General features: G+C 43.3%; 16 protein-coding genes. 5 read left to right on the top strand and 11 right to left on the bottom strand.

The annotated features are described in order from the left end of the window. Positions 1–61: 61 nt before the first annotated feature. Genes crtY through crtB form a run of 3 tightly spaced genes read left to right on the top strand, consistent with a single transcriptional unit; the run spans position 62 to position 3,634 of the window. Complete coding sequence (gene crtY / locus EAE90_RS20385) at positions 62–1,237, top strand: lycopene beta-cyclase CrtY (RefSeq protein WP_214055043.1); 1,176 nt, start codon at positions 62–64, stop codon at positions 1,235–1,237. Continuing rightward, positions 1,230–2,711: a phytoene desaturase gene (locus EAE90_RS20380; protein ID WP_214055042.1), complete on the top strand. Its 1,482-nt coding sequence runs from the start codon at positions 1,230–1,232 to the stop codon at positions 2,709–2,711. The genes crtY and EAE90_RS20380 overlap by 8 nt, the downstream gene beginning before the upstream one ends. Beyond that, complete coding sequence (gene crtB / locus EAE90_RS20375; protein ID WP_214055041.1) at positions 2,708–3,634, top strand: 15-cis-phytoene synthase CrtB; 927 nt, start codon at positions 2,708–2,710, stop codon at positions 3,632–3,634. The genes EAE90_RS20380 and crtB overlap by 4 nt, the downstream gene beginning before the upstream one ends. 641 nt (positions 3,635–4,275) lie before the next feature. Here crtB and EAE90_RS20370 read toward each other — a convergent pair. Next, positions 4,276–4,812, bottom strand: coding sequence for a single-stranded DNA-binding protein (locus EAE90_RS20370; RefSeq protein ID WP_011148439.1), 537 nt, complete (start codon positions 4,810–4,812; stop codon positions 4,276–4,278). A 235-nt stretch (positions 4,813–5,047) separates the two neighbouring features. On the opposite strand from EAE90_RS20370, the gene uvrA reads away from it, so the two are divergent. Then, positions 5,048–7,882, top strand: coding sequence for an excinuclease ABC subunit UvrA (uvrA, locus tag EAE90_RS20365; RefSeq protein WP_214055040.1), 2,835 nt, complete (start codon positions 5,048–5,050; stop codon positions 7,880–7,882). A 39-nt stretch (positions 7,883–7,921) separates the two neighbouring features. On the opposite strand, the gene EAE90_RS20360 is transcribed toward uvrA, so the two are convergent. The 8 genes from EAE90_RS20360 to dnaB all read right to left on the bottom strand — a co-directional run bounded on the left by EAE90_RS20360 (position 7,922) and on the right by dnaB (position 17,566). Then, positions 7,922–8,884: a pseudouridine-5'-phosphate glycosidase gene (locus EAE90_RS20360; protein WP_214055039.1), complete on the bottom strand. Its 963-nt coding sequence runs from the start codon at positions 8,882–8,884 to the stop codon at positions 7,922–7,924. 2 nt (positions 8,885–8,886) lie between these two features. After that, a complete protein-coding gene (locus EAE90_RS20355; RefSeq protein WP_214055038.1) occupies positions 8,887–9,972 on the bottom strand; it encodes a PfkB family carbohydrate kinase in 1,086 nt (361 codons plus the stop codon). A 535-nt stretch (positions 9,973–10,507) separates the two neighbouring features. After that, a complete protein-coding gene (locus EAE90_RS20350; protein ID WP_214055037.1) occupies positions 10,508–10,963 on the bottom strand; it encodes a GNAT family N-acetyltransferase in 456 nt (151 codons plus the stop codon). A 399-nt stretch (positions 10,964–11,362) separates the two neighbouring features. Further along, positions 11,363–11,704 carry a colicin transporter gene (locus EAE90_RS20345; protein ID WP_214055036.1) on the bottom strand — a complete coding sequence of 114 codons (342 nt, stop codon included), beginning with the start codon at positions 11,702–11,704 and terminating at the stop codon, positions 11,363–11,365. A 1-nt stretch (position 11,705) separates the two neighbouring features. Then, the gene (locus EAE90_RS20340; RefSeq protein ID WP_214055035.1) at positions 11,706–13,463 is read right to left on the bottom strand and encodes a colicin-like bacteriocin tRNase domain-containing protein; all 1,758 of its coding nucleotides are present in this window, start codon (positions 13,461–13,463) and stop codon (positions 11,706–11,708) included. Positions 13,464–13,781: 318 nt separating this feature from the next. Beyond that, a complete protein-coding gene (locus EAE90_RS20335; protein WP_214055034.1) occupies positions 13,782–14,984 on the bottom strand; it encodes an amino acid aminotransferase in 1,203 nt (400 codons plus the stop codon). A gap of 53 nt (positions 14,985–15,037) precedes the next feature. After that, positions 15,038–16,117 (bottom strand): alanine racemase, encoded by a 1,080-nt coding sequence (gene alr / locus EAE90_RS20330; RefSeq protein ID WP_214055033.1) that lies wholly within the window; start codon positions 16,115–16,117, stop codon positions 15,038–15,040. Between the two features lie 39 nt (positions 16,118–16,156). Then, the gene (gene dnaB / locus EAE90_RS20325; RefSeq protein ID WP_011148449.1) at positions 16,157–17,566 is read right to left on the bottom strand and encodes a replicative DNA helicase; all 1,410 of its coding nucleotides are present in this window, start codon (positions 17,564–17,566) and stop codon (positions 16,157–16,159) included. Positions 17,567–17,735: 169 nt separating this feature from the next. Here dnaB and EAE90_RS20320 point away from each other — a divergent pair, with 169 nt between their 5' ends. Continuing rightward, a complete protein-coding gene (locus EAE90_RS20320; protein ID WP_214055032.1) occupies positions 17,736–18,719 on the top strand; it encodes a quinone oxidoreductase in 984 nt (327 codons plus the stop codon). A 200-nt stretch (positions 18,720–18,919) separates the two neighbouring features. On the opposite strand, the gene EAE90_RS20315 is transcribed toward EAE90_RS20320, so the two are convergent. Together EAE90_RS20315 and EAE90_RS20310 are read right to left on the bottom strand one after the other, a co-directional pair. Next, complete coding sequence (locus EAE90_RS20315; RefSeq protein ID WP_036778100.1) at positions 18,920–19,297, bottom strand: ASCH domain-containing protein; 378 nt, start codon at positions 19,295–19,297, stop codon at positions 18,920–18,922. Continuing rightward, the gene (locus EAE90_RS20310; protein WP_214055031.1) at positions 19,275–20,330 is read right to left on the bottom strand and encodes an N-acetyltransferase; all 1,056 of its coding nucleotides are present in this window, start codon (positions 20,328–20,330) and stop codon (positions 19,275–19,277) included. Before EAE90_RS20310 ends, EAE90_RS20315 begins: the two co-directional genes overlap by 23 nt. Positions 20,331–20,626 lie beyond the last annotated feature (296 nt).

Raw genomic sequence — 20,626 nt, 5'->3', positions numbered from 1 at the left:
CCGTGATGTATGTGACTCTTGATGAGGTTAATAACTTTGTGATTGTCGGAGGATCAACAAAATGATGTACGACTGGGATCTGATTTTGGTGGGAGGAGGATTGGCCAACGGGCTGATCGCAATGCGTTTCCAGCAGTGTAAACCCCATTTGCGAGTGTTGCTTATTGAAAGCACAGAAACAATAGGAGGCAATCACACGTGGTCATTTCATCAACATGATCTTACTGAGGCCGAACATAGGTGGATAGCACCGCTGATCACCTATCGCTGGTCAGGTTACGACGTCATTTTTCCAGCATTTCAACGCACATTGCCACATTCATATTTCAGTATCACATCCCAACACTTTGCAAACATACTCCATGCGTATTTGGGCGAGCGTATACAGACTCGTGTATTGGTACAGGAGCTAACTCCACAGAAAGTCTACTTACAGGACGGCACATCTCTAAGTGCCGGCGCAGTCATTGACGGGAGAGGCTGGCGACCAGGACCATTTATGGGGAGTGGCGCCCAGGCATTTTTTGGTCAGGAATGGGAGCTGGAAGAGTCGCACTCTTTAACCCACCCGATTTTAATGGATACCAGTGTGGGGCAGGACACTGGTTATCGATTTATCTATGTCCTGCCGTTCTCCTCAACTCGTCTGCTGATAGAGGATACTCATTACGTTGATCGGAGGCCACCTGATAAAGCCTTGTCGCAAGCAACTATTGCAGAGTACGCGAAGAAGCATGGCTGGAAACTGGGTAAACTCATTCGAGAAGAGAGCGGTTGTCTTCCAATTACACTTACGGGAGATTTTACCTCTTTCTGGGCACAACTAGCAGGACAGCCCACCTGTGGGTTGCGTGCAGCTCTGTTTCACCCCACAACAGGCTACTCTCTGCCACACGCCATTCGGTTGGCAGATCGTATTGTTGCTCTGCCGGAGCTTACCGATACCTCCTTATTCATTACCCTCAGGGATTACGCACGACAGCAGTGGCAACATCAGCGCTTTTTCCGTCTTCTAAATCGCATGCTCTTCCTCGCTGGGGATCCACAACAACGTTGGAAAGTGATGCAACGTTTTTATCAACTTTCCCCAGATCTGATTGCGCGTTTCTATGCGGAGCAACTTAACTCCGTCGATAAAGCCCGGATTCTCATAGGTAAACCACCAGTGCCGATAAAGGGTGCTCTAAAGGCAATGTTTAAACAACACAAGCAGCTTCAGGGTTTTTATTATGATTAAAGCGCTGGTAATTGGTGCGGGTTTTGGTGGGCTGGCACTGGCAATAAGGCTCCAGTCTGCGGGGATTCCGACACGTATTTTGGAGCAACGGGATAAACCAGGTGGACGCGCTTATGTTTATAAGGAACAAGGGTTCACCTTTGATGCCGGCCCCACCGTAATCACCGCTCCCAATGTCATTGAAGAATTGTTTACACAGGCTGGTAAACGTATGGCTGATTACGTCGATTTACTTCCCGTGCGCCCTTTTTATCGGCTCTGTTGGGAGTCGGGTAAGATGTTTGATTACGATAATGATCAGCAACATCTGGAAGCACAAATCCATACGTTTAATCCAAAAGATGTTAACGGGTATCGACGCTTTCTGGACTATTCCCGGGAAGCCTTTAATGAAGGCTATCTGAAACTTGGAACGGCGCCCTTCCTCTCTTTTCGCGACATGTTGAGTTCGGCTCCACAGTTGCTACGTCTACACGCATGGCGTAGTGTTTATAGTCAGGTGGCGCGCTTTATCAAGGATGAGAACCTGCGCCAGGCATTTTCATTTCACTCGCTACTGGTAGGAGGCAACCCCTTTGCTGTATCTTCTATCTATACTTTGATCCACGCGCTGGAACGAGAATGGGGAGTCTGGTTTCCGCGTGGAGGAACCAGCGCCCTGGTTGAGGCAATGGTGAAATTGTTTACTGACATTGGTGGAGAAATTGAGCTTAACGCAAAGGTAAAACGCTTCACCACCCATGACAATCGGGTCACAGGTGTCCAATTAACTGATGGACGAAATATGACATGTGACGTTGTGGCCTCAAATGCCGATGTTATTCATACCTATAAGCACCTGTTGGGTCAGCATCCGGTCGGAATAGCCCGCGCCCGAACACTGGTGCGTAAACGAATGAGCAACTCACTGTTCGTGCTTTATTTCGGTCTGAATCATCACCATACGCAATTAGCCCATCATACAGTTTGCTTTGGTCCACGCTATAAGGAACTCATCGAAGATATTTTTTATCATGGCCGACTGACGGAGGATTTTTCACTCTATCTCCATTCCCCCTCTGTTACTGACCCATCCCTTGCTCCCCGAGGATGCGCAAGTTACTACGTTCTGGCCCCTGTACCACACCTGGGGACAGCTAATTTAAACTGGGATATAGAAGGGCCACGCTTACGTGACCGTATTTTCGCGTATCTGGAAAAGTACTATATGCCCGGCCTGCTCCAGCAGTTAGTCGTTCATCGTATTTTTACCCCATTTGATTTTCGTGACCAACTCAATGCCCATCTAGGTTCGGCCTTCTCCTTTGAACCGTTACTGACACAAAGCGCTTGGTTCCGACCACACAATCGGGACAGCCGCATTGATAATCTGTACCTCGTCGGCGCAGGCACGCATCCTGGGGCAGGTATTCCCGGCGTGATTGGATCAGCAAAAGCCACAGCCACATTGATGTTAGAGGATATCGCTAGATGAATCCCGCGCTACTTAAACACGTTACTCAGATAATGGAGCAAGGTTCAAGAAGTTTTGCCAGTGTCACCCGACTTTTCGATACAACAACACGACACAGCACAATGATGCTGTACGCCTGGTGCCGTTATTGTGATGATATAATAGACGGGCAAGAGCTGGGGAAACAAATAAGCAGTGTTGATAAGCATAGCGCCCGCGAGAAACTTCAAATGCTGCAATACCTGACGAGGCAGGCTTATGACGGTTTGCCGATGACCGAACCTGCTTTTGCAGCCTTTCAGATAGTAGCACTGAGTCATGACATCCCTCAGCAACAAGCTTTCGAACATCTGGAAGGGTTCGCAATGGATGTACTCTGTGAGCCTTACAGGACATTGGATGATACTCTGAGATATTGCTACCATGTCGCGGGAGTGGTTGGGCTGATGATGGCAAGGGTTATGGGGGTTCGCGAGGCGAGTGTGCTGGATCGGGCCTGCGATCTAGGAATTGCTTTTCAGTTAACTAACATTGCTCGGGATATTATTGAGGATGCGAAGGCCGGGCGTTGCTATCTTCCGCTTGAATGGCTTTCCCAGGAAGGGCTACTGCCAGACACGCTTATTTATACCGAAAACCGTCCTGCACTAGCTCGGGTGGCATCCCGGTTGATTGTAGAAGCGGAGTCTTATTATACCTCCGCTCTGACAGGGCTTGTTGGTTTACCTTTGCGTTCAGCCTGGGTCATAGCTTCTGCTCATGGTATCTATCGTGAAATCGGCATTAAAGTGCAACAAGCAGGAGTACGGGCCTGGGAATGCAGACAAAGAACTAACCGTGGAGAGAAGATTACCTTATTAATGGCCGGCGCAATGCAGGCGCTTATGTCTCGGGTGGCGATAACAACGCCTCGCGATCCCAAATTGTGGCAGCGACCTCATTAAAAATTAATTCCACTTTGTGGTGTAGAACCCTGAATTTCATCACCTGAGCAGAAATGTTAACTATGAATGTCAACAATAGGTTAAAAATGGGCCTTCCACACTTTGAGTGTAAGTGCCCAGCCAGCACCGTCTCCAGTGTCTGAACTCTTGTCTAACTTAGCAAAAACCGCCGTAAACCCCCGTCCAGTGCGGATGGGGATATAAGGCGAAAAGCTCAAGGGGCTCTGGGCTGGCTACTCCGGCGTGTTCTGACTGGCAGCGTACGCTTTATACAAAGCAGGGGCACAACAGCATTATAGACGGCGGGACTCGTCGTTTCTGCCCACGGAGGTCAGCGTAAATCCGTTATATCGACGATAGCGGCCTGAGAAGTGGGAAGCCTTGCCGTTTACGGCGGGAAGCAGTCACACATCAACCTGTTGCAAAAGCATTTGTTTATGTAAAACAAGAGTGGCTGGCGCAAAGTAAATTATTTCCCCGCAACCAGCCTTTTCCTGACCTGATGCACTCCCCTCTCTCTTTTGAGGTTCAAACCCATTACTGGGTAAGGATTAGTCAGGCTTGCAATAGACACTCCAACAGCCTATGATTACCACAAAGCAACATGATAACCATTTGTTTTACAAAGAAAAATATCGAAATCAGAACGGAATATCATCATCAAAATCCATTGGTGGCTCATTGCTTTGTGGAGCAGAGGATTGAGCTGGACGCGAAGGAGCGCCGCCGCCGCTGAACTGCTGAGATTGTTGCTGTGGTTGTGGCTGCTGTGGCTGTCCCCAACCACCGCCTTGTGATTGTTGACTATCCTGGAAACTACCACCACCAGCACGACCACCCAACATTTGCATGGTCCCCCCCATGTTTACCACTACTTCCGTGGTGTAACGCTCTTGACCGTTCTGATCCTGCCATTTGCGGGTTTGCAGAGAACCTTCAATATAAACCTGTGAACCTTTACGCAGGTATTCACCCGCGACTTCCGCCAGTTTGCCAAATAAAACAACCCGGTGCCATTCAGTCTTCTCTTTCATCTCGCCGGTCTGTTTATCGCGCCAGCTTTCAGAAGTCGCCAGAGTAATGTTAGTCACTGCACCGCCGTTTGGCATATAGCGGACTTCCGGGTCTTGCCCCAGGTTCCCGATTAAAATAACTTTGTTTATGCCTCTGCTGGCCATGAAAATACTCCTGATGAAATGAATTTCTACAATTATTAAGCAACACAGTTTAACATGCGACACTAAAAATGAAACGCAGCCGCTTTAGAACGAACTTTGCGAAGCTCACCGTAATTTAATTCCGTACTTATTACATTATTTCACTTAAATACTGTATATCTAATCAGTCAACTCTGTGTAATAATAACTCACTTATTATTATTTATGCACGTATGAATAACCCGGGAAATGGTTCATGGACAACATCGAAGTTCGGGGCGCACGTACCCACAATCTCAAAAATATCAATCTGATAATCCCCCGAGACAAGCTGATCGTTATCACCGGTTTGTCCGGCTCTGGTAAGTCTTCTCTGGCATTTGATACGCTTTATGCCGAGGGGCAACGTCGTTATGTGGAATCGCTTTCAGCTTATGCGCGCCAGTTTCTGTCACTGATGGAGAAACCTGATGTTGACCATATTGAAGGGTTATCCCCGGCTATTTCTATTGAGCAGAAATCCACTTCCCATAACCCACGTTCAACCGTGGGGACGATTACCGAAATTCATGATTATCTGCGTTTGCTGTTTGCCCGTGTAGGTGAACCACGTTGCCCAGATCACGATATTCCATTGACGGCACAGACTGTTAGTCAGATGGTGGATAATGTGCTAACACTGCCAGAAGGTCATCGTCTGATGTTGCTGGCGCCGATCGTGAAAGAGCGGAAAGGCGAGCATACTAAGTTGTTGGATAATCTGGCAGCACAAGGTTATATCCGCGCCCGTATTGACGGTGAAGTCTGTGATCTATCCGATCCGCCGAAATTAGAATTACAGAAAAAACATACCATTGAAGTGGTCATTGATCGCTTTAAAGTTCGTGCCGATCTGGCACAACGCCTGGCTGAATCTTTTGAAACAGCGCTGGAACTTTCAGGCGGCACCGCTATTGTCGCCAATATAGATGATAATACAGCCGAAGAACTGATTTTCTCCGCTAACTTTGCATGTCCTGCATGTGGCTATAGCATGAGTGAGCTGGAACCTCGCCTGTTCTCTTTTAATAATCCAGCCGGGGCTTGCCCGACTTGTGATGGTTTAGGTATTCAGCAATTTTTTGATCCCGATAGAGTCATTCAGAATGGTGATATCTCCCTGGCCGGTGGTGCAATTCGTGGTTGGGATCGCCGTAATTTCTACTATTTCCAAATGCTACGTTCATTGGCAGAACATTATAAATTCGATATCGAAGCGCCCTTCAATTCCCTCAGCGCCAATATTCAGAAAATAGTATTGTACGGCTCCGGTAAACAATCCATCGAATTTAAATACACCAATGACCGTGGCGATACCACCGTGCGTAACCATCCGTTCGAAGGCGTACTGCATAATATGGAGCGCCGTTATAAAGAGACGGAATCCACCGCCGTTCGGGAGGAACTGGCGAAATATATTAGTAATCGTTCATGTATTTCCTGCCACGGAACTCGCTTACGTAAAGAAGCCCGTTACGTATTTATTGAGAATACCACTCTGCCGGAAATTTCAGATTTTAGTATCGGCCATGCGATGGATTTTTTCCAAAACATTAAACTCAGTGGTCAACGTGCGCAAATTGCTGAAAAAGTGCTGAAAGAGATCCGCGACCGTCTGAAATTCCTGGTTAATGTTGGTCTGAATTATCTGACTCTCTCCCGTTCTGCCGAAACCCTGTCCGGGGGCGAAGCTCAACGTATCCGCCTTGCCAGCCAGATTGGCGCTGGTTTAGTGGGAGTGATGTATGTACTTGATGAACCTTCTATCGGGTTGCATCAGCGGGATAATGAACGCCTGCTGGAAACGCTAATCCACTTGCGCAATCTGGGAAATACCGTGATTGTGGTTGAGCATGATGAAGATGCCATCCGGGCTGCCGACCATATCATTGATATCGGCCCCGGCGCAGGCGTACATGGTGGTGAAATCGTGGCGGAAGGCTCAGTTAAAGACATTATGGTGAGCAAAGATTCACTAACAGGTCAATTCCTGAGTGGAGAGCGTGAAATTGCCATCCCAGAGAAGCGTATTCCGGCAGATCCGAAAAAGGTGCTGAAACTGATCGGAGCGAAAGGTAATAACCTGAAAAATGTGACGTTCAATCTGCCAGTTGGGTTATTTACTTGTATTACCGGGGTTTCTGGTTCCGGTAAATCAACGCTAATCAATGATACGCTGTTCCCGATTGCCCAACGCCAGTTAAATGGCGCGACCAATATCACCCCTGCACCTTATATCGATATTCAAGGGCTAGAGCATTTCGATAAAGTGATTGATATTGACCAGAGTCCGATTGGCCGCACCCCTCGCTCTAACCCAGCAACTTATACCGGCGTATTTACACCAGTCCGTGAATTATTCGCCGGCGTACCTGAATCACGCGCCCGTGGTTATACACCTGGACGATTCAGTTTTAACGTTAAAGGTGGACGCTGTGAAGCTTGCCAAGGTGATGGCGTTATTAAGGTAGAAATGCACTTCTTGCCTGATATTTATGTACCTTGTGATCAGTGCAAAGGTAAGCGTTATAACCGTGAAACACTGGAAGTCAAATATAAGGGCAAGAATATCAATGAAGTATTGGATATGACGATCGAAGAAGCTCGTGAATTCTTTGATGCAGTTCCTGCTCTGGCCCGTAAGCTACAAACCCTCATGGATGTTGGTCTTTCTTACATCCGTCTGGGTCAATCAGCAACAACGTTATCAGGCGGTGAAGCGCAGCGGGTAAAACTGGCGCGTGAACTATCCAAACGCGGAACTGGGCAGACGTTATATATTCTTGATGAGCCAACAACAGGTTTGCATTTCGCGGATATTCAGCAGCTATTAGCGGTTCTGCATCAGTTACGCGATCAAGGGAATACCATTGTGGTTATTGAACATAACCTTGATGTGATTAAAACCGCTGACTGGATCGTAGATCTTGGCCCAGAAGGAGGTAGCGGCGGCGGTGAGATTCTGATTTCTGGTACCCCAGAAGAGGTTGCCAAATGTGAGAAATCACATACTGCACGTTTCCTGAAACCTATATTGAAGAAAGAAGCATAATCTGCAAACAGGGGCGATTTAAGCCCCTTTTTCCTGTGTTCAGTTTCCTGTTCTCTGTTTTCTGTAACGACTGTTTTCCCAGTAACAACAGGCAATTTTCGCTGCCAGTTCAGCGTTATTAAGTACCAACTGAATATTGGCAGACAAGCTATCACCCCCAGTTAACTCAGCCACTCTGGATAACAAAAACGGCGTACACGCCTTGCCATTTACTCTCTGTTCTATGGATTCGCGTACTGCCTGTTCGATAGCAGCATTGATCTCCGCTTCCGGCATGGCGTATGGTTCAGGGATTGGATTGGCAACTACTAAACCGCCCTGTAATCCAGTCTCCCATTTTACTGCCATCGTCTGAGCTATCTGTTCTGGGGAATCCAGACGAATATTGACGGGAAATGGGCTGGTACGACAGAAAAACGCTGGTAAAGAGTGAGTCTGATAGCCAATCAGCGGCACACCATGAGTTTCAAGATATTCTGTTGTCAGGCCAAGATCCAAAATGGATTTAGCACCAGCACAGACTACCGCAACACTGGTTTTCGCTAATTCCTGTAAATCCGCCGAAATATCAAAAGTCTGTTCCGCTCCCCGGTGCACACCACCAATACCGCCGGTAGCGAAGATTCTAATCCCGGCCATTGCCGCAATAATCATGGTAGAAGCTACCGTCGTCGCGCCATTTTTTCCGGCCGCGATAACAAAAGGTAAATCACGACGACTGACTTTAGTTATCTTGTCACCATCTCTAGCCAAAAACGCTATTTCTTCATGCGACAAACCTACTTTCATCATCCCATTGATAACAGCAATTGTTGCAGGAACAGCGCCATTTTCCCTGATTTTCTGTTCAACTTGTAGCGCAGTCTTGACATTTTGCGGGTAAGGCATTCCATGAGCAATAATAGTAGATTCCAACGCCACAACTGGTCGGTTATTCTCTAAAGCCTCTGTAACTTCCGGGGAAATATCCAAATATTTATTGCTAATAGCATGATTTTTCATGATTATACTTCCAACAGTTTTTGGACACTGCCATTTGACAGATTTGGATTATTGGTAAATTCGCAGGAGAGCGTGAGCGCGGAACACCCTTGAGCAAAGCGAACACTTTCTGCCAGCGTCATATTTTCTAGCCAGCAGTTCACCAGTCCAGCCATCATGGCATCTCCAGCACCTGTTACATTGACAATCTTGATACTGATGGGAAGTGACCAACCTGCCACACCATCGCTTTCACTAAAGTAGACACCTTCTGCCCCCATGCTGAGTACTAACCGCCGCACACCTTGATCGTGAAACCACCGCGCCACTGCCGGAACATCGGCAGGTTGGGTGATTTTCATTCCACTCAGTGCTTCCGCCTCCAGGCAATTAGGTTTTAAAGTGTGGATATAGGAAAGCCAGTTTTTAATCTTAGGTGCTTTAAATGCGGATACCGTATCCACAAATACCGGTACCGTTCGGGCATTAGTCAACAGCCAAACCAAAGCCTCTTCAGATAAATTGCAATCAATAACCAATACGCCAGCGTGTTGAATAAGATCACAATGATTCGCTAACAACGATGGCGTCAATTTTTCCAAAATATGCATATCATTGATGGCAACCAACATCTCCCCACCGTCATCTAATAAGGAGACATATGTCGAGGTATTTTCACCATAAAGCTTATAGCAGTAGTTGACATTAACACCTGCGCATCTGGCCTGATCCAGTAAAGTGCTACCATAGAAATCATCGCCAACAACAGAAATAAGATGACATTCTTTACCTAATAACGCGATATTTTGGGCAATATTTCTGCCTACACCACCAGGGGTACATTTTATTTTTCCTGGGTTAGAATCTTGATAAATGAGTTTATCCGACGCATAACCGTAAACATCCATATTAATAGAACCAACCGTTACCACATAATTATGATCAGATAAAATATAACCTTTACCTTTTATATATCCCTTATTCGTTAAATTCATGATATGACCAGCAACACCGGAGCGACTTATACCTAAAATATCGGCAATTTCCTGCTGTGGGATCAACGGATCTCGTCTCAGAAGTTGCAATATTTGTTTTTCCCGATTCGTCATTTTTGGACACTTGTTTGTTCTTAAACACACGTTTGTTTTATGTGTTAAAGGAAAAATAGTAAAGCGGGATTTTTTATTTTACAACGAAATTGGGAGAATGATCGTAAGAGTTTATGACTGGATTATCAGCCCTATTTTATGTGATAACCATCAAGTTAAATCCTGTTGAAAAATCTTTTTTTTCTGCATATTAATAATCAACCGGTGTTCTATATTAGAAATAAATTTAATAAAACAAAGCACTAAGTAAATCCTTGTCGAAAGCTAACAAATGTTTGGATATACCTTGAAATGGTGAAAAATAATTTTCACCATCTGAAACATGTTTCATGAAAAATTGATCTGTTTCACAATAAATAGCGAGAGCTAGATCATACTCATATGGTAGTATTTTTGGAAAACTGATCAATTCACCAAATCTTGATTAACATGACTCCCATAGAAATTTATATATGTATATTGACACAATGAATTATTTTCTACCTACGTGAATTCTTCATTCATAGTAGTTAATCAATGGATTTATATAATGACCTTAAATATTATTTTCCTTATAAATATCAGGACGAACAATTTGCCAAACAAAGTTATCTGATCTTACCGGCGAATAACCTGTCTTTTCATATAACCAAGGAGCAGTGGTAGTAACCAACATAATTCTTCTAAGCTTTATTATTTGAGGATGCTCCAGACAACATTCCATCATCCAGCGTGCTAATCCTAATCCCTGATAATTATCCAAGATAAAAACATCACATAAATAACCAAAGGTCGCGAAATCAGTCACAATACGCGAAAATCCTATCTGCCGGGAATTTTTGTACAAACCAAAATTTAAGCTATTTTCAATTGATAAATTCACAGTTTCTTTATCAATTCCTTCTGCCCAACTCGTTTTTGCCAGAAATTGGTGAATCAAGTTAATATCTAATTCATATTTATCCGTAGAAATAATATAACCATTCTTTTCCCAACGATGTAACTTTTCCATTTAGCTTCCTTATTGAATAAGACGTGTTATTAGCTATCCTTTAACTAATATAATCTAAGAATAGCACAGCTAAATAGTACTATAAAATACTCTCCCTAGCTAACTTTTAGTCATTATATCGGAAAGGAAATTAAAAAATAATGATAATATATTCTATATTACAATTACAACAAGATCAAACCTAACTTCAAAGGACCAAGCCCTACTCAATATATAGAGCTCAGCCCTTATTAATCCCCGACTCTTACCTGACATCTTGGGATCAATTCAAAAAAGGTAGCTATAATCTAAAATAGCGTTTCATAATTCCGCTACACATGGCATTCTTCAACCCATTGTTATATATGAAATTATGAGTGATATAAGATGTAGCACTATTTTAGAATCTTATTTAGTAACTTATTGCTTTTTAGCTATAGTAATAATAAATACATCATGTCCACTTTTTTCATCTTCCCGGATGTTTTCTATAGCTTCTTTATTATTTTTTTTCACCTTCTCTAAATCATTTTCTGGGTTCATTAATCCGTCCCAAATAGCATCTAACCTAGCTTCAAATTTTCCGGTGTTACGATGCCAAATAAAACCTTCAATACGTGAAATTACTAAATTCTTATTAGTGGCAATTTCACAGACTCCGATCGCCGCTTGAGGTGTTAACTTCATTATCACGCTTCCACCTAAGGTAAAAAATTCATTAGGATTAGTATAAACACGTAACTTATCTATAGATATACTCATTTTATTTACTCCACTTAATTCGACTATCAGCATTCCAACCAGAGTCCGTTTTATCAGCTATCTGAGTAACTTCTCCCGTTCTATCATTTACTACTATATATCCATTCGGAGGAGTACCATATACTGTCGCTGTATCATTCCTTCCTAATTTATCTGGCGTTTTATTAGGTCGACGATTATCTGTTGATTTTCCAGTTGGTCCTTTTGCAACAACATCTTTAATATCTTTTTCAGTCCATCCACGACTAGATATCTGATCACGTATTTTATCATCAATAACTAAGTTTTTAGATTTATTCTTTTCTTTTACCTTATCCAGGTTCTCTTCTGCCTCACTTTTTGCCTGTTCCGCTTTTTTACGGTTTTCCATTGCAATGTTAAATTCCCTTTGCACTGGATTTGTTTTCTTCCAAGCGTCTAACAACCGATGACCAAAACGTTCATAGTGTATCGCTTTTAAAAGTGCTGCACTCGTTTGTAATTGAGCCTCTTTAGAATCTTTAATACCCTGCAATTTCTCAAAATCTGAACGCGTCATAGCTAACATGTATGCTTTTACGCCTTCTTTTAAAAGAATATCCAAACCTTTTTTGTCATCCGTTTTTATCTCTACTTTAAGTTTCTTCCCATCTATCTCAATATCCTTTGTATAAACAAGTGGATTTTTTACAGGATCTGCCAACGCTTTTCCTTCCGGCGTATTCTTTACTTGGTTTAATATCTTCAGCTTTTCCTGATAAATTTTATCAAGCGGTTTGAATACTTGTTCTGCTTCATAAAGTCGCCGTTCCGCTGCTTCAACAGGATGTTCTTTCTCCCACTTTTCCTGCTGCCTCTTCGCTTCTGCGGCCTGTTTTTTCATTTCTTCCGGTTTCAGTACTGTCGTCACTGAAACATACACTGGCTCTGCATTTGAACCCACCGGAAAATGGACAATTGCATCTACCGTATTTTTAACCGGCGTGGGTGTATATGATGTGACTGGCACATTAGCTACAGGTGTCACCTCTTTTCTACTAAATATATTTCTTCTTGGAGGATCACTTATTCTGATATGCACTGGAGGCATACCCGGAACCACTTTTGCGGTAAAAACATTCTGTCGTCTAGTTTTTTCCGCTTTAACTACAGGCACATTCACAGCTTTAGTCGATGTTCTAACAATTGCCAATGTCTGCTTATCTTTCTCAATGACATCCTGTACTTGAATATCAGTGACTACACTGGACATTGTAGCTAGCTTAGATACTGGCATTTTTGTAACCTGACTGGCTTGCATTGCCTGAATAATCATCCTCTGCCGTTCTGCCTTAAACTTTGCATCTTCAGGTACGTCTAAACTCTTCGGCCACATAGCTCCTACTGCCACACCAGCAAAACGTCCTGCATAGGGTGCAGCGTCCAATGCAACACTTGCCAATCGTGCTAATATTGAACTCACAGTGCCAGCTATCTGCTTTTGGAATAATGTAAATCCCCACAGCCCATCAATTAGAGCAATGTTCATCGGCTGAGCGCCGATAGCCGCTGATGCCTGTGCCTCTGGAAACAAGGATAGATTCACCCCCTTATTTTTTCCTGTACGGTCAACCCGTTCATTATTTCCTGAGTTTCCACCGCCACCTCCCCATCCTCGATCAGAACTACGATCTGATGTCACAGTCATTGTGTCATGATTAGCTAGAGCCTCTCCGTCCCCTCCTTTACTACTTACCATCTGCATATTATGGTCATAGTCCTTTCTATCTCCCTCACCCATCGTATTCTCCTCTTTTATCAAATAAAAAGCACACAGAATCACTGTATATGCAAACAGAAAATTAGAGCAAAAACAGATTTATCTCAAGTAATAATGATTATCATTATTTATGTAATAGTAAACGCTATTTAAGATTAGTGATATCAGTTACTAGTTTCACTAATAATTGCAGGCTGAAAAAATATAAGAATAAAAATATTAAAATTCAATTAGTTGAATCATAAAGCAAGCGCACCATATTATGGTGCGCTTCTAAAAAGAGATGTACTGCTATTCTACAAATTATCGATCATTATCATCAATAACAGATTATTTATATTAGAATCTATTATTTACCGCCGCAAATGTTTCAGCAATACGTGCAACATTACGATGGTTGACGCCCGCCATACAGACTCGGCCATTACCGACCAGATAAACAGCAAATTCTTGGCGCAAGCGATCCACCTGTTTCTGGCTAAAACCGGTATAGCTGAACATCCCGCGCTGTTTCAGAAAATACTCAAAGTTTTTCTCTGGTAATGCGGTTTTCAGAGCATCCACCAGCACCGTGCGCATTTCCAAAATACGCAAGCGCATATGCTCAACTTCTGTTAACCATTGTGCCTTCAAAGCAGGATCAGTCAGTACTTTCGCCACAACCTGTGCACCAAAATTCGGTGGGCTAGAGTAGACGCGACGCACACCCGCTTTCAACTGCCCCAATACCCGCTCTTTGGTCTGCTCGTCATCACAAATAACAGACAAGCCACCTACTCGCTCACCATACATAGAAAATATTTTGGAGAAAGAGTTGCTCACCAGACAAGGCAAACCGGCTGTCGCCATAGCACGAATGGCATAAGCATCTTTTTCCATCCCATCCGCAAGCCCCTGATAAGCAAGATCAAGGAATGGCAGTAATTCTCTCTCTTTAACAATCTGAACAACTTGATCCCATTGATCATAGGTCAGATCCGAACCGGTTGGATTATGGCAACAAGGGTGCATCACAATAATGCTTTTTGCCGGCAATTTCCTGAATGTTTCCAGCATTTCATTGAATTTTACCCCTTTAGTCTGTGTATCAAAATAAGGGTAATAGTTCACCTTAATGCCAGCCCCCGCAAAAATAGCTGCGTGGTTTTCCCAAGTTGGATCACTGCACCACACTTCTGAATCAGGGAAATAACGATGCAAAAAATCAGCTCCAATTTTAAGAGCGCCAGAACCGCCTAATGATTGAATCGTTGCCACTATCCGCTGTTTCAACACCGGATGATCTTTACCAAATAACAGTTCCTGAACCGCAAGACGATACGATTCCAATCCCTCCATCGGCAGATAAAGAGAAGCAGTCTGTGACAACGCTCTAAGTTGTTCTTCTGCGGTAGCTACCGCCTGCAATTGCGGAGTCACACCCTGCTCATCGTAATACAGCCCGATGCTCAGATTAACTTTTTCCGCACGAGGATCTTTTTTGAATTCTTCAGCCAGCGAAAGAATAGGATCACCAGCATAAGCATCAACATTCTGGAACATCAGGCTCTACTCCTTATCAGTTAGTTATTTAATAAACAATATAATCTACAACATTATTCGTCCAAGTATTCCATCACCACTCTGGAAGTGAGCTTAGTCACCAGCTCATAAGCAATGATACCAGTGCATTCAGCAATCCGTTCCACCGGCAGCACATCTCCCCAGAGCACCACTTCATCACCCACTTTATCTGTCGCATCCGGCCCCAAATCAACAGAGATCATATCCATCGAGACTCGGCCAGCAATCGGCACTTCACGGCCATTAATATATATTGGTGTTCCCGTAGGCGCACTGCGCGGATAACCATCACCATAACCGATAGCCACAACCCCAAGACGAGTATCACGTTCACTAACCCAAGTCCCACCATAGCCAACCGACTCGCCAGCTTTATGCTTACGAACAGCAATTAAGCTCGACTTTAAGGTCATTGCTGGAATCAAGTTAAAATCCGTGGCCGTTTTATCAGACAATGGTGATACACCATACATCATCAACCCAGGACGTACCCAATCTTGATGAACTTCCGGCCACAACAGGATACCTCCCGATGCATCAATAGATTTTTCTCCCGGTTTGTCCGCACAAAAAGCCTGAAAACAAGCTATCTGCCGGCAAGTTGTGTCTACCGTTGGCTCATCAGCACGGCCAAAATGGCTAACAATATTGACAGGCTGCTGTACATTTTTACAACGACTTAACCGTTGATAAAATTCTTCGGCATCTTCCGGCCTTACACCTAAGCGATGCATCCCGCTATCCAGTTTCATCCATACTTTTACCGGATAAGATAACTTAGCCTGCTCCAGTGCTTCCAACTGTTCAATGCTGTGAACCACCGTTTCAATATGGTTAGCAACCAGTACTGGCAGGTCAGTCGCATCAAAGCATCCTTCCAGTAACAGAATCGGTTTGACGATACCACCATGACGCAATGTCAATGCTTCACCAATTCGCGCTACACCGAAGCAATCAGCGTCGTCCAGCGTATGTGCTGTCTCCAGTAAACCGTGGCCGTAAGCGTTTGCTTTCACAACTGCAATCAAGTTGCTTTTAGGAGCAATCTCCCTTACCCGTTGCAAGTTATGTCGCAGAGCGCGGCGGTCAATAATTGCGGTTGCCGCTTTCATTCTATTCCTTAAATTGATTAATTCTTTGGTGGTTAATACTTATTCGTCGTCATAACTTGGTCCGGCATAGTTATCAAACCGCGACCATTGACCATTAAACGTTAGACGAACTGTACCGATTGGACCGTTACGCTGCTTACCAAGAATGATTTCAGCTACACCTTTCATGTCGCTATTCTCATGGTAAACCTCGTCACGATAGATAAACATAATGAGGTCGGCATCCTGCTCAATAGAGCCGGATTCACGTAAATCAGAGTTAACCGGGCGCTTATCTGCCCGCTGCTCAAGGCTACGGTTGAGCTGAGAAAGTGCAACCACCGGCACTTGAAGCTCTTTAGCCAAGGCTTTGAGTGAACGGGAAATCTCCGCAATTTCCAAAGTACGATTATCGGATAAGGCCGGAACCCGCATTAATTGCAGGTAGTCGATCATGATCAGACTTAATCCACCATTTTCGCGGAAGACGCGCCGAGCGCGGGAACGGACTTCGGTAGGCGTCAGGCCAGACGAATCATCAATGTACATATTGCGTTTTTCCAGCAATATCCCCATCGTACTGGAGATCCGCGCCCAGTCTTCATCATCAAGCTGACCGGTACGGATACGGGTTTGATCCACCCGTGAAAGGGATGCCAGCATACGCATCATGATCTGGTTGCCGGGCATCTCAAGACTAAAGATCAAAACAGGCTTGTCCTGCATCATGGCTGCGTTTTCACACAGGTTCATGGCAAAAGTGGTTTTACCCATAGAAGGACGCGCAGCCACAATGATCAAGTCTGATTTTTGTAAGCCTGCGGTTTTCTTATCCAGATCCTGATAACCGGTTGAAACACCGGTGACACCATCATGAGGACGTTGATAGAGTTGCTCAATCCGCTCGACGGTTTCTTCAAGGATCTGTTCTATTCCTTTCGGCCCTTCATCTTTACTGGCGCGATTTTCAGCGATCTGGAACACCCGTGATTCGGCCAGATCCAATAATTCTTCGCTGCTCCTGCCTTGAGGATCATAACCTGCATCTGCAATTTCATTTGCGACAGCGATCATCTCGCGGACAACAGCACGTTCGCGGACAATATCCGCATAAGCATTAATGTTAGCCGCACTTGGCGTATTTTTAGATAATTCAGCCAGATAAGCAAAGCCCCCTACATTATTCAGCTCCCCACTCTGCTCAAGGGATTCCGATAATGTAATCAGGTCGATGGGATTACCCATCTCCAACAACCGCTGCATTTCAGCAAAAATGCGCCGATGTGGGCGGCTGAAAAAATCATTGCTAGTAACACGTTCGGAAACATTATCCCAACGTTCGTTGTCTAGCATTAAACCACCTAACACAGACTGCTCTGCTTCCAAAGAGTGTGGCGGAAGTTTCAGCCCTTCCATTTGGCGATCTTTTGGTTCAGCCATTTTGTTGTGAGTTGATTTTTTTCCCGCCATGAATCCCGCAATAATCCACTGATAAATTTACAACAGCACAGAGTATACGCTATGAAGTGCCTTGAGTAATTACATATAGTTTGTAATTATTTCTGGCACATTAAAGCCCATTTACAATGAATTCAATTACTACGTGCATACATTCCCCTTACATTGATGAGGTTGAGTCATGGCAAAACATATCGAATTTTCCTCTATTGGCGGCCCTGAGGTCCTGCAATATTGTGAATTCACCCCCAGAGCTCCTGCTGACGATGAAGTACAAGTAGAAAATAGAGCGATTGGAATCAATTACATCGACACTTATATTCGTAGCGGGCTATACCCACCGGCACAATTACCAAGCGGTCTGGGCACTGAGGCCGCAGGCGTAGTGACCAAAGTGGGTTCCGCTGTGACGACCATAAAAGTGGGTGACAGGGTAGTTTATGCGCAATCAACTTTAGGCGCTTACAGTGAAGTGCACAATGTCGCGGAAAACAAAGTCGCTGTTCTGCCAGATACCATCTCCTTCGAACAAGCTGCTGCTTCTTTCCTAAAAGGGCTGACAGTCTACTATCTTCTACGCCGTACCTACAAAATCCAGTCCGGCGAACCCTTTTTGTTTCATGCCGCCGCCGGTGGCGTTGGGCTAATTGCCTGCCAATGGGCAAAAGCTTTGGGTGCAAAACTGATTGGAACAGTCGGTTCTGAAGAGAAAGTACAACGCGCTAAAGATGCCGGTGCATGGCAGGTTATTAACTATAACCGTGAAAATATTGTCGAACGAATTTATGAAATCACCAACGGCGAAAAAGTCGGTGTAGTTTATGATTCTGTTGGTAAATCGACCTGGCTGGATTCACTGGATTGCCTGAAACGCCACGGATTAATGGTTAGCTTTGGCAATGCATCCGGGCCAGTTACCGGTGTTGATTTGGGGATTTTAAATCAGAAAGGCTCTCTGTTCGTTACCCGCCCTTCTATCGCCGGCTATATTTCAACGCGCGAAGAGTTAGATGAGGCGAGCAAAGAATTATTTGATCTGATTGCCAGCAGCAAAATTAATGTGGACGTACCAGAAAATCAGAAGTTCCCGCTAAATGAAGCGACAAGGGCACATCAGATTCTGGAAAGTCGGGCAACGCAAGGATCAAGTTTACTGATCCCTTAATGGTGAGATAAGTGGGTTATTAACTAAGCCATGCAAGCCTAATATACCCGTTATCTTTCAAGTTGCCTTTTGTGGCTGCACTCACTCACCCCGGTAACATAATTATCTATGTTCCCGGGGATTCGCTCCCTTGCCGTTGCGATGTATCTTGAAATCCATAGGAGATAGACAGAGCAATACCCCTATTGGTAGAGCAAACCTCATGCAGATAAGTAACGATAAGATTGAGGCGCTGTTATCCCTTGACCAAGCATATTTAAAGGCAAAGGCTTATCGTATTTTTTAACATTACCAATACTAATTGCGACAGCCTTTTCTCTTCCCTCAAAATAACTATCAAAAAAATCCTTCGTTGTACCTGCAAATTTATGAGTCATTTCCCATACAACGGAAGGAGAGTTAGAAATGATCTCTTTAATTTCAAACTCACCGACAATCATTCCTATCGGCATAGTTGCATATATAACAACGGATTGAACTTGATTATTCTTAAAAGCAACTTTCCTAAATTCAAATTTCTTTGAACCATCAAGTATTCTATCAACATATTCAGGCTTAATTGATAATAAAACTTTCATTAACTTCACTCAGTTTGATGATTTTATTAAATTGATCATCGGTTAATTTCATCATACCCCAATAATCACTACTATTTAAACCAACTTCATTAATGAGTCTATCACGAATAATTCTTTTGGGTAAAGCCATATTATAAGTAAATCTTATTATGTACGGGTACTTTCTTATTTTATATTTTTCAATTAATTCATTTTCACTAAAGACACTAAATTTACTACAATAATCAATATAGCTTTCTAACGTTGAGAACTCATTAATACACCTGACTTCTTCAACAACGCAAAGTGAACTAATCACAGATCTATACCGTGCTGGCCCTTGCTTATCAGCCGTTCTATATATAACAATAATATCCCCTCTCTTCATATGAAGAACATCTTTCATTGCACATATATATATTTTATGAATACTATTAGTATGTGAAACATCCCGAACAACATCAGGTGACTCAGTGAAAAGCCGCGAATCAGGGAAAAGACGTGTATGAAATTCTGGATATATTGATAATAAATATTTATTTTTTTCTTTATTAACTATCAACGGATAATCAAGAAGAATATCACCATTTGTCAATGTTAAGTCTCTAACATATACAAACTCTACACCATTGTCTGTATGTTTTTCGCCATGCTTATAGAAACCATATTTTTCAAATAAGCGAATAAGGTAATCATGTTTTTCAAAAACAGTCACATAGATATTATCAACTTTCATCACTATTGCTGTATCGAATACCTTCTTTATAAAACGCTGTCCACGTAATGTCCCTTTTGATTCAAATTTAAATGTACCTATTTTAAGATGAGTATTACCAGGTAAAGGAGGATCAACATCTGAAACATTATTCTCAAGTTTTAAATAAAGAAACCCTTCTATTTTACCAGTAGTATCATACAATACATAAGCTGATTCATTATTTCTAGCTTTCTTATTTAACCAATCAGGAAATTCAATATAACTTTCTTTTAATGAGTCGAAAAAATCGTCATTATGATTGAAATAGCTGAACTTTTCATATCTTAAACTATCCATAAACATCTAGCCTCCACAAGGGTAATTTTTCGTTCTGGTGTAACAACCTAGTGGTTTTACTAACACCAGTGCTCTTATGTTTGTATTCTAATGTTATCCAAACATAAAAGTTTTATCTTGAATAACATCTCTTCTTTACAAGCTATCATTAGTTACTTACCTTACTATTCAGGGCGGGATTCCACTTTGTATTTAATTTAATCAAAGATAAGTTGACTACGGAATTCCCCTGACCAAATGGCTCTTCGACGTTTAGCCGCCTGACTGTCTTTTATACTGGTATTCTGTTTAATCAC

Source organism: Photorhabdus caribbeanensis (genome assembly GCF_018448885.1).
GTDB lineage: Bacteria > Pseudomonadota > Gammaproteobacteria > Enterobacterales > Enterobacteriaceae > Photorhabdus > Photorhabdus caribbeanensis.
This window is presented reverse-complemented; position numbering and strand designations above follow the sequence as displayed.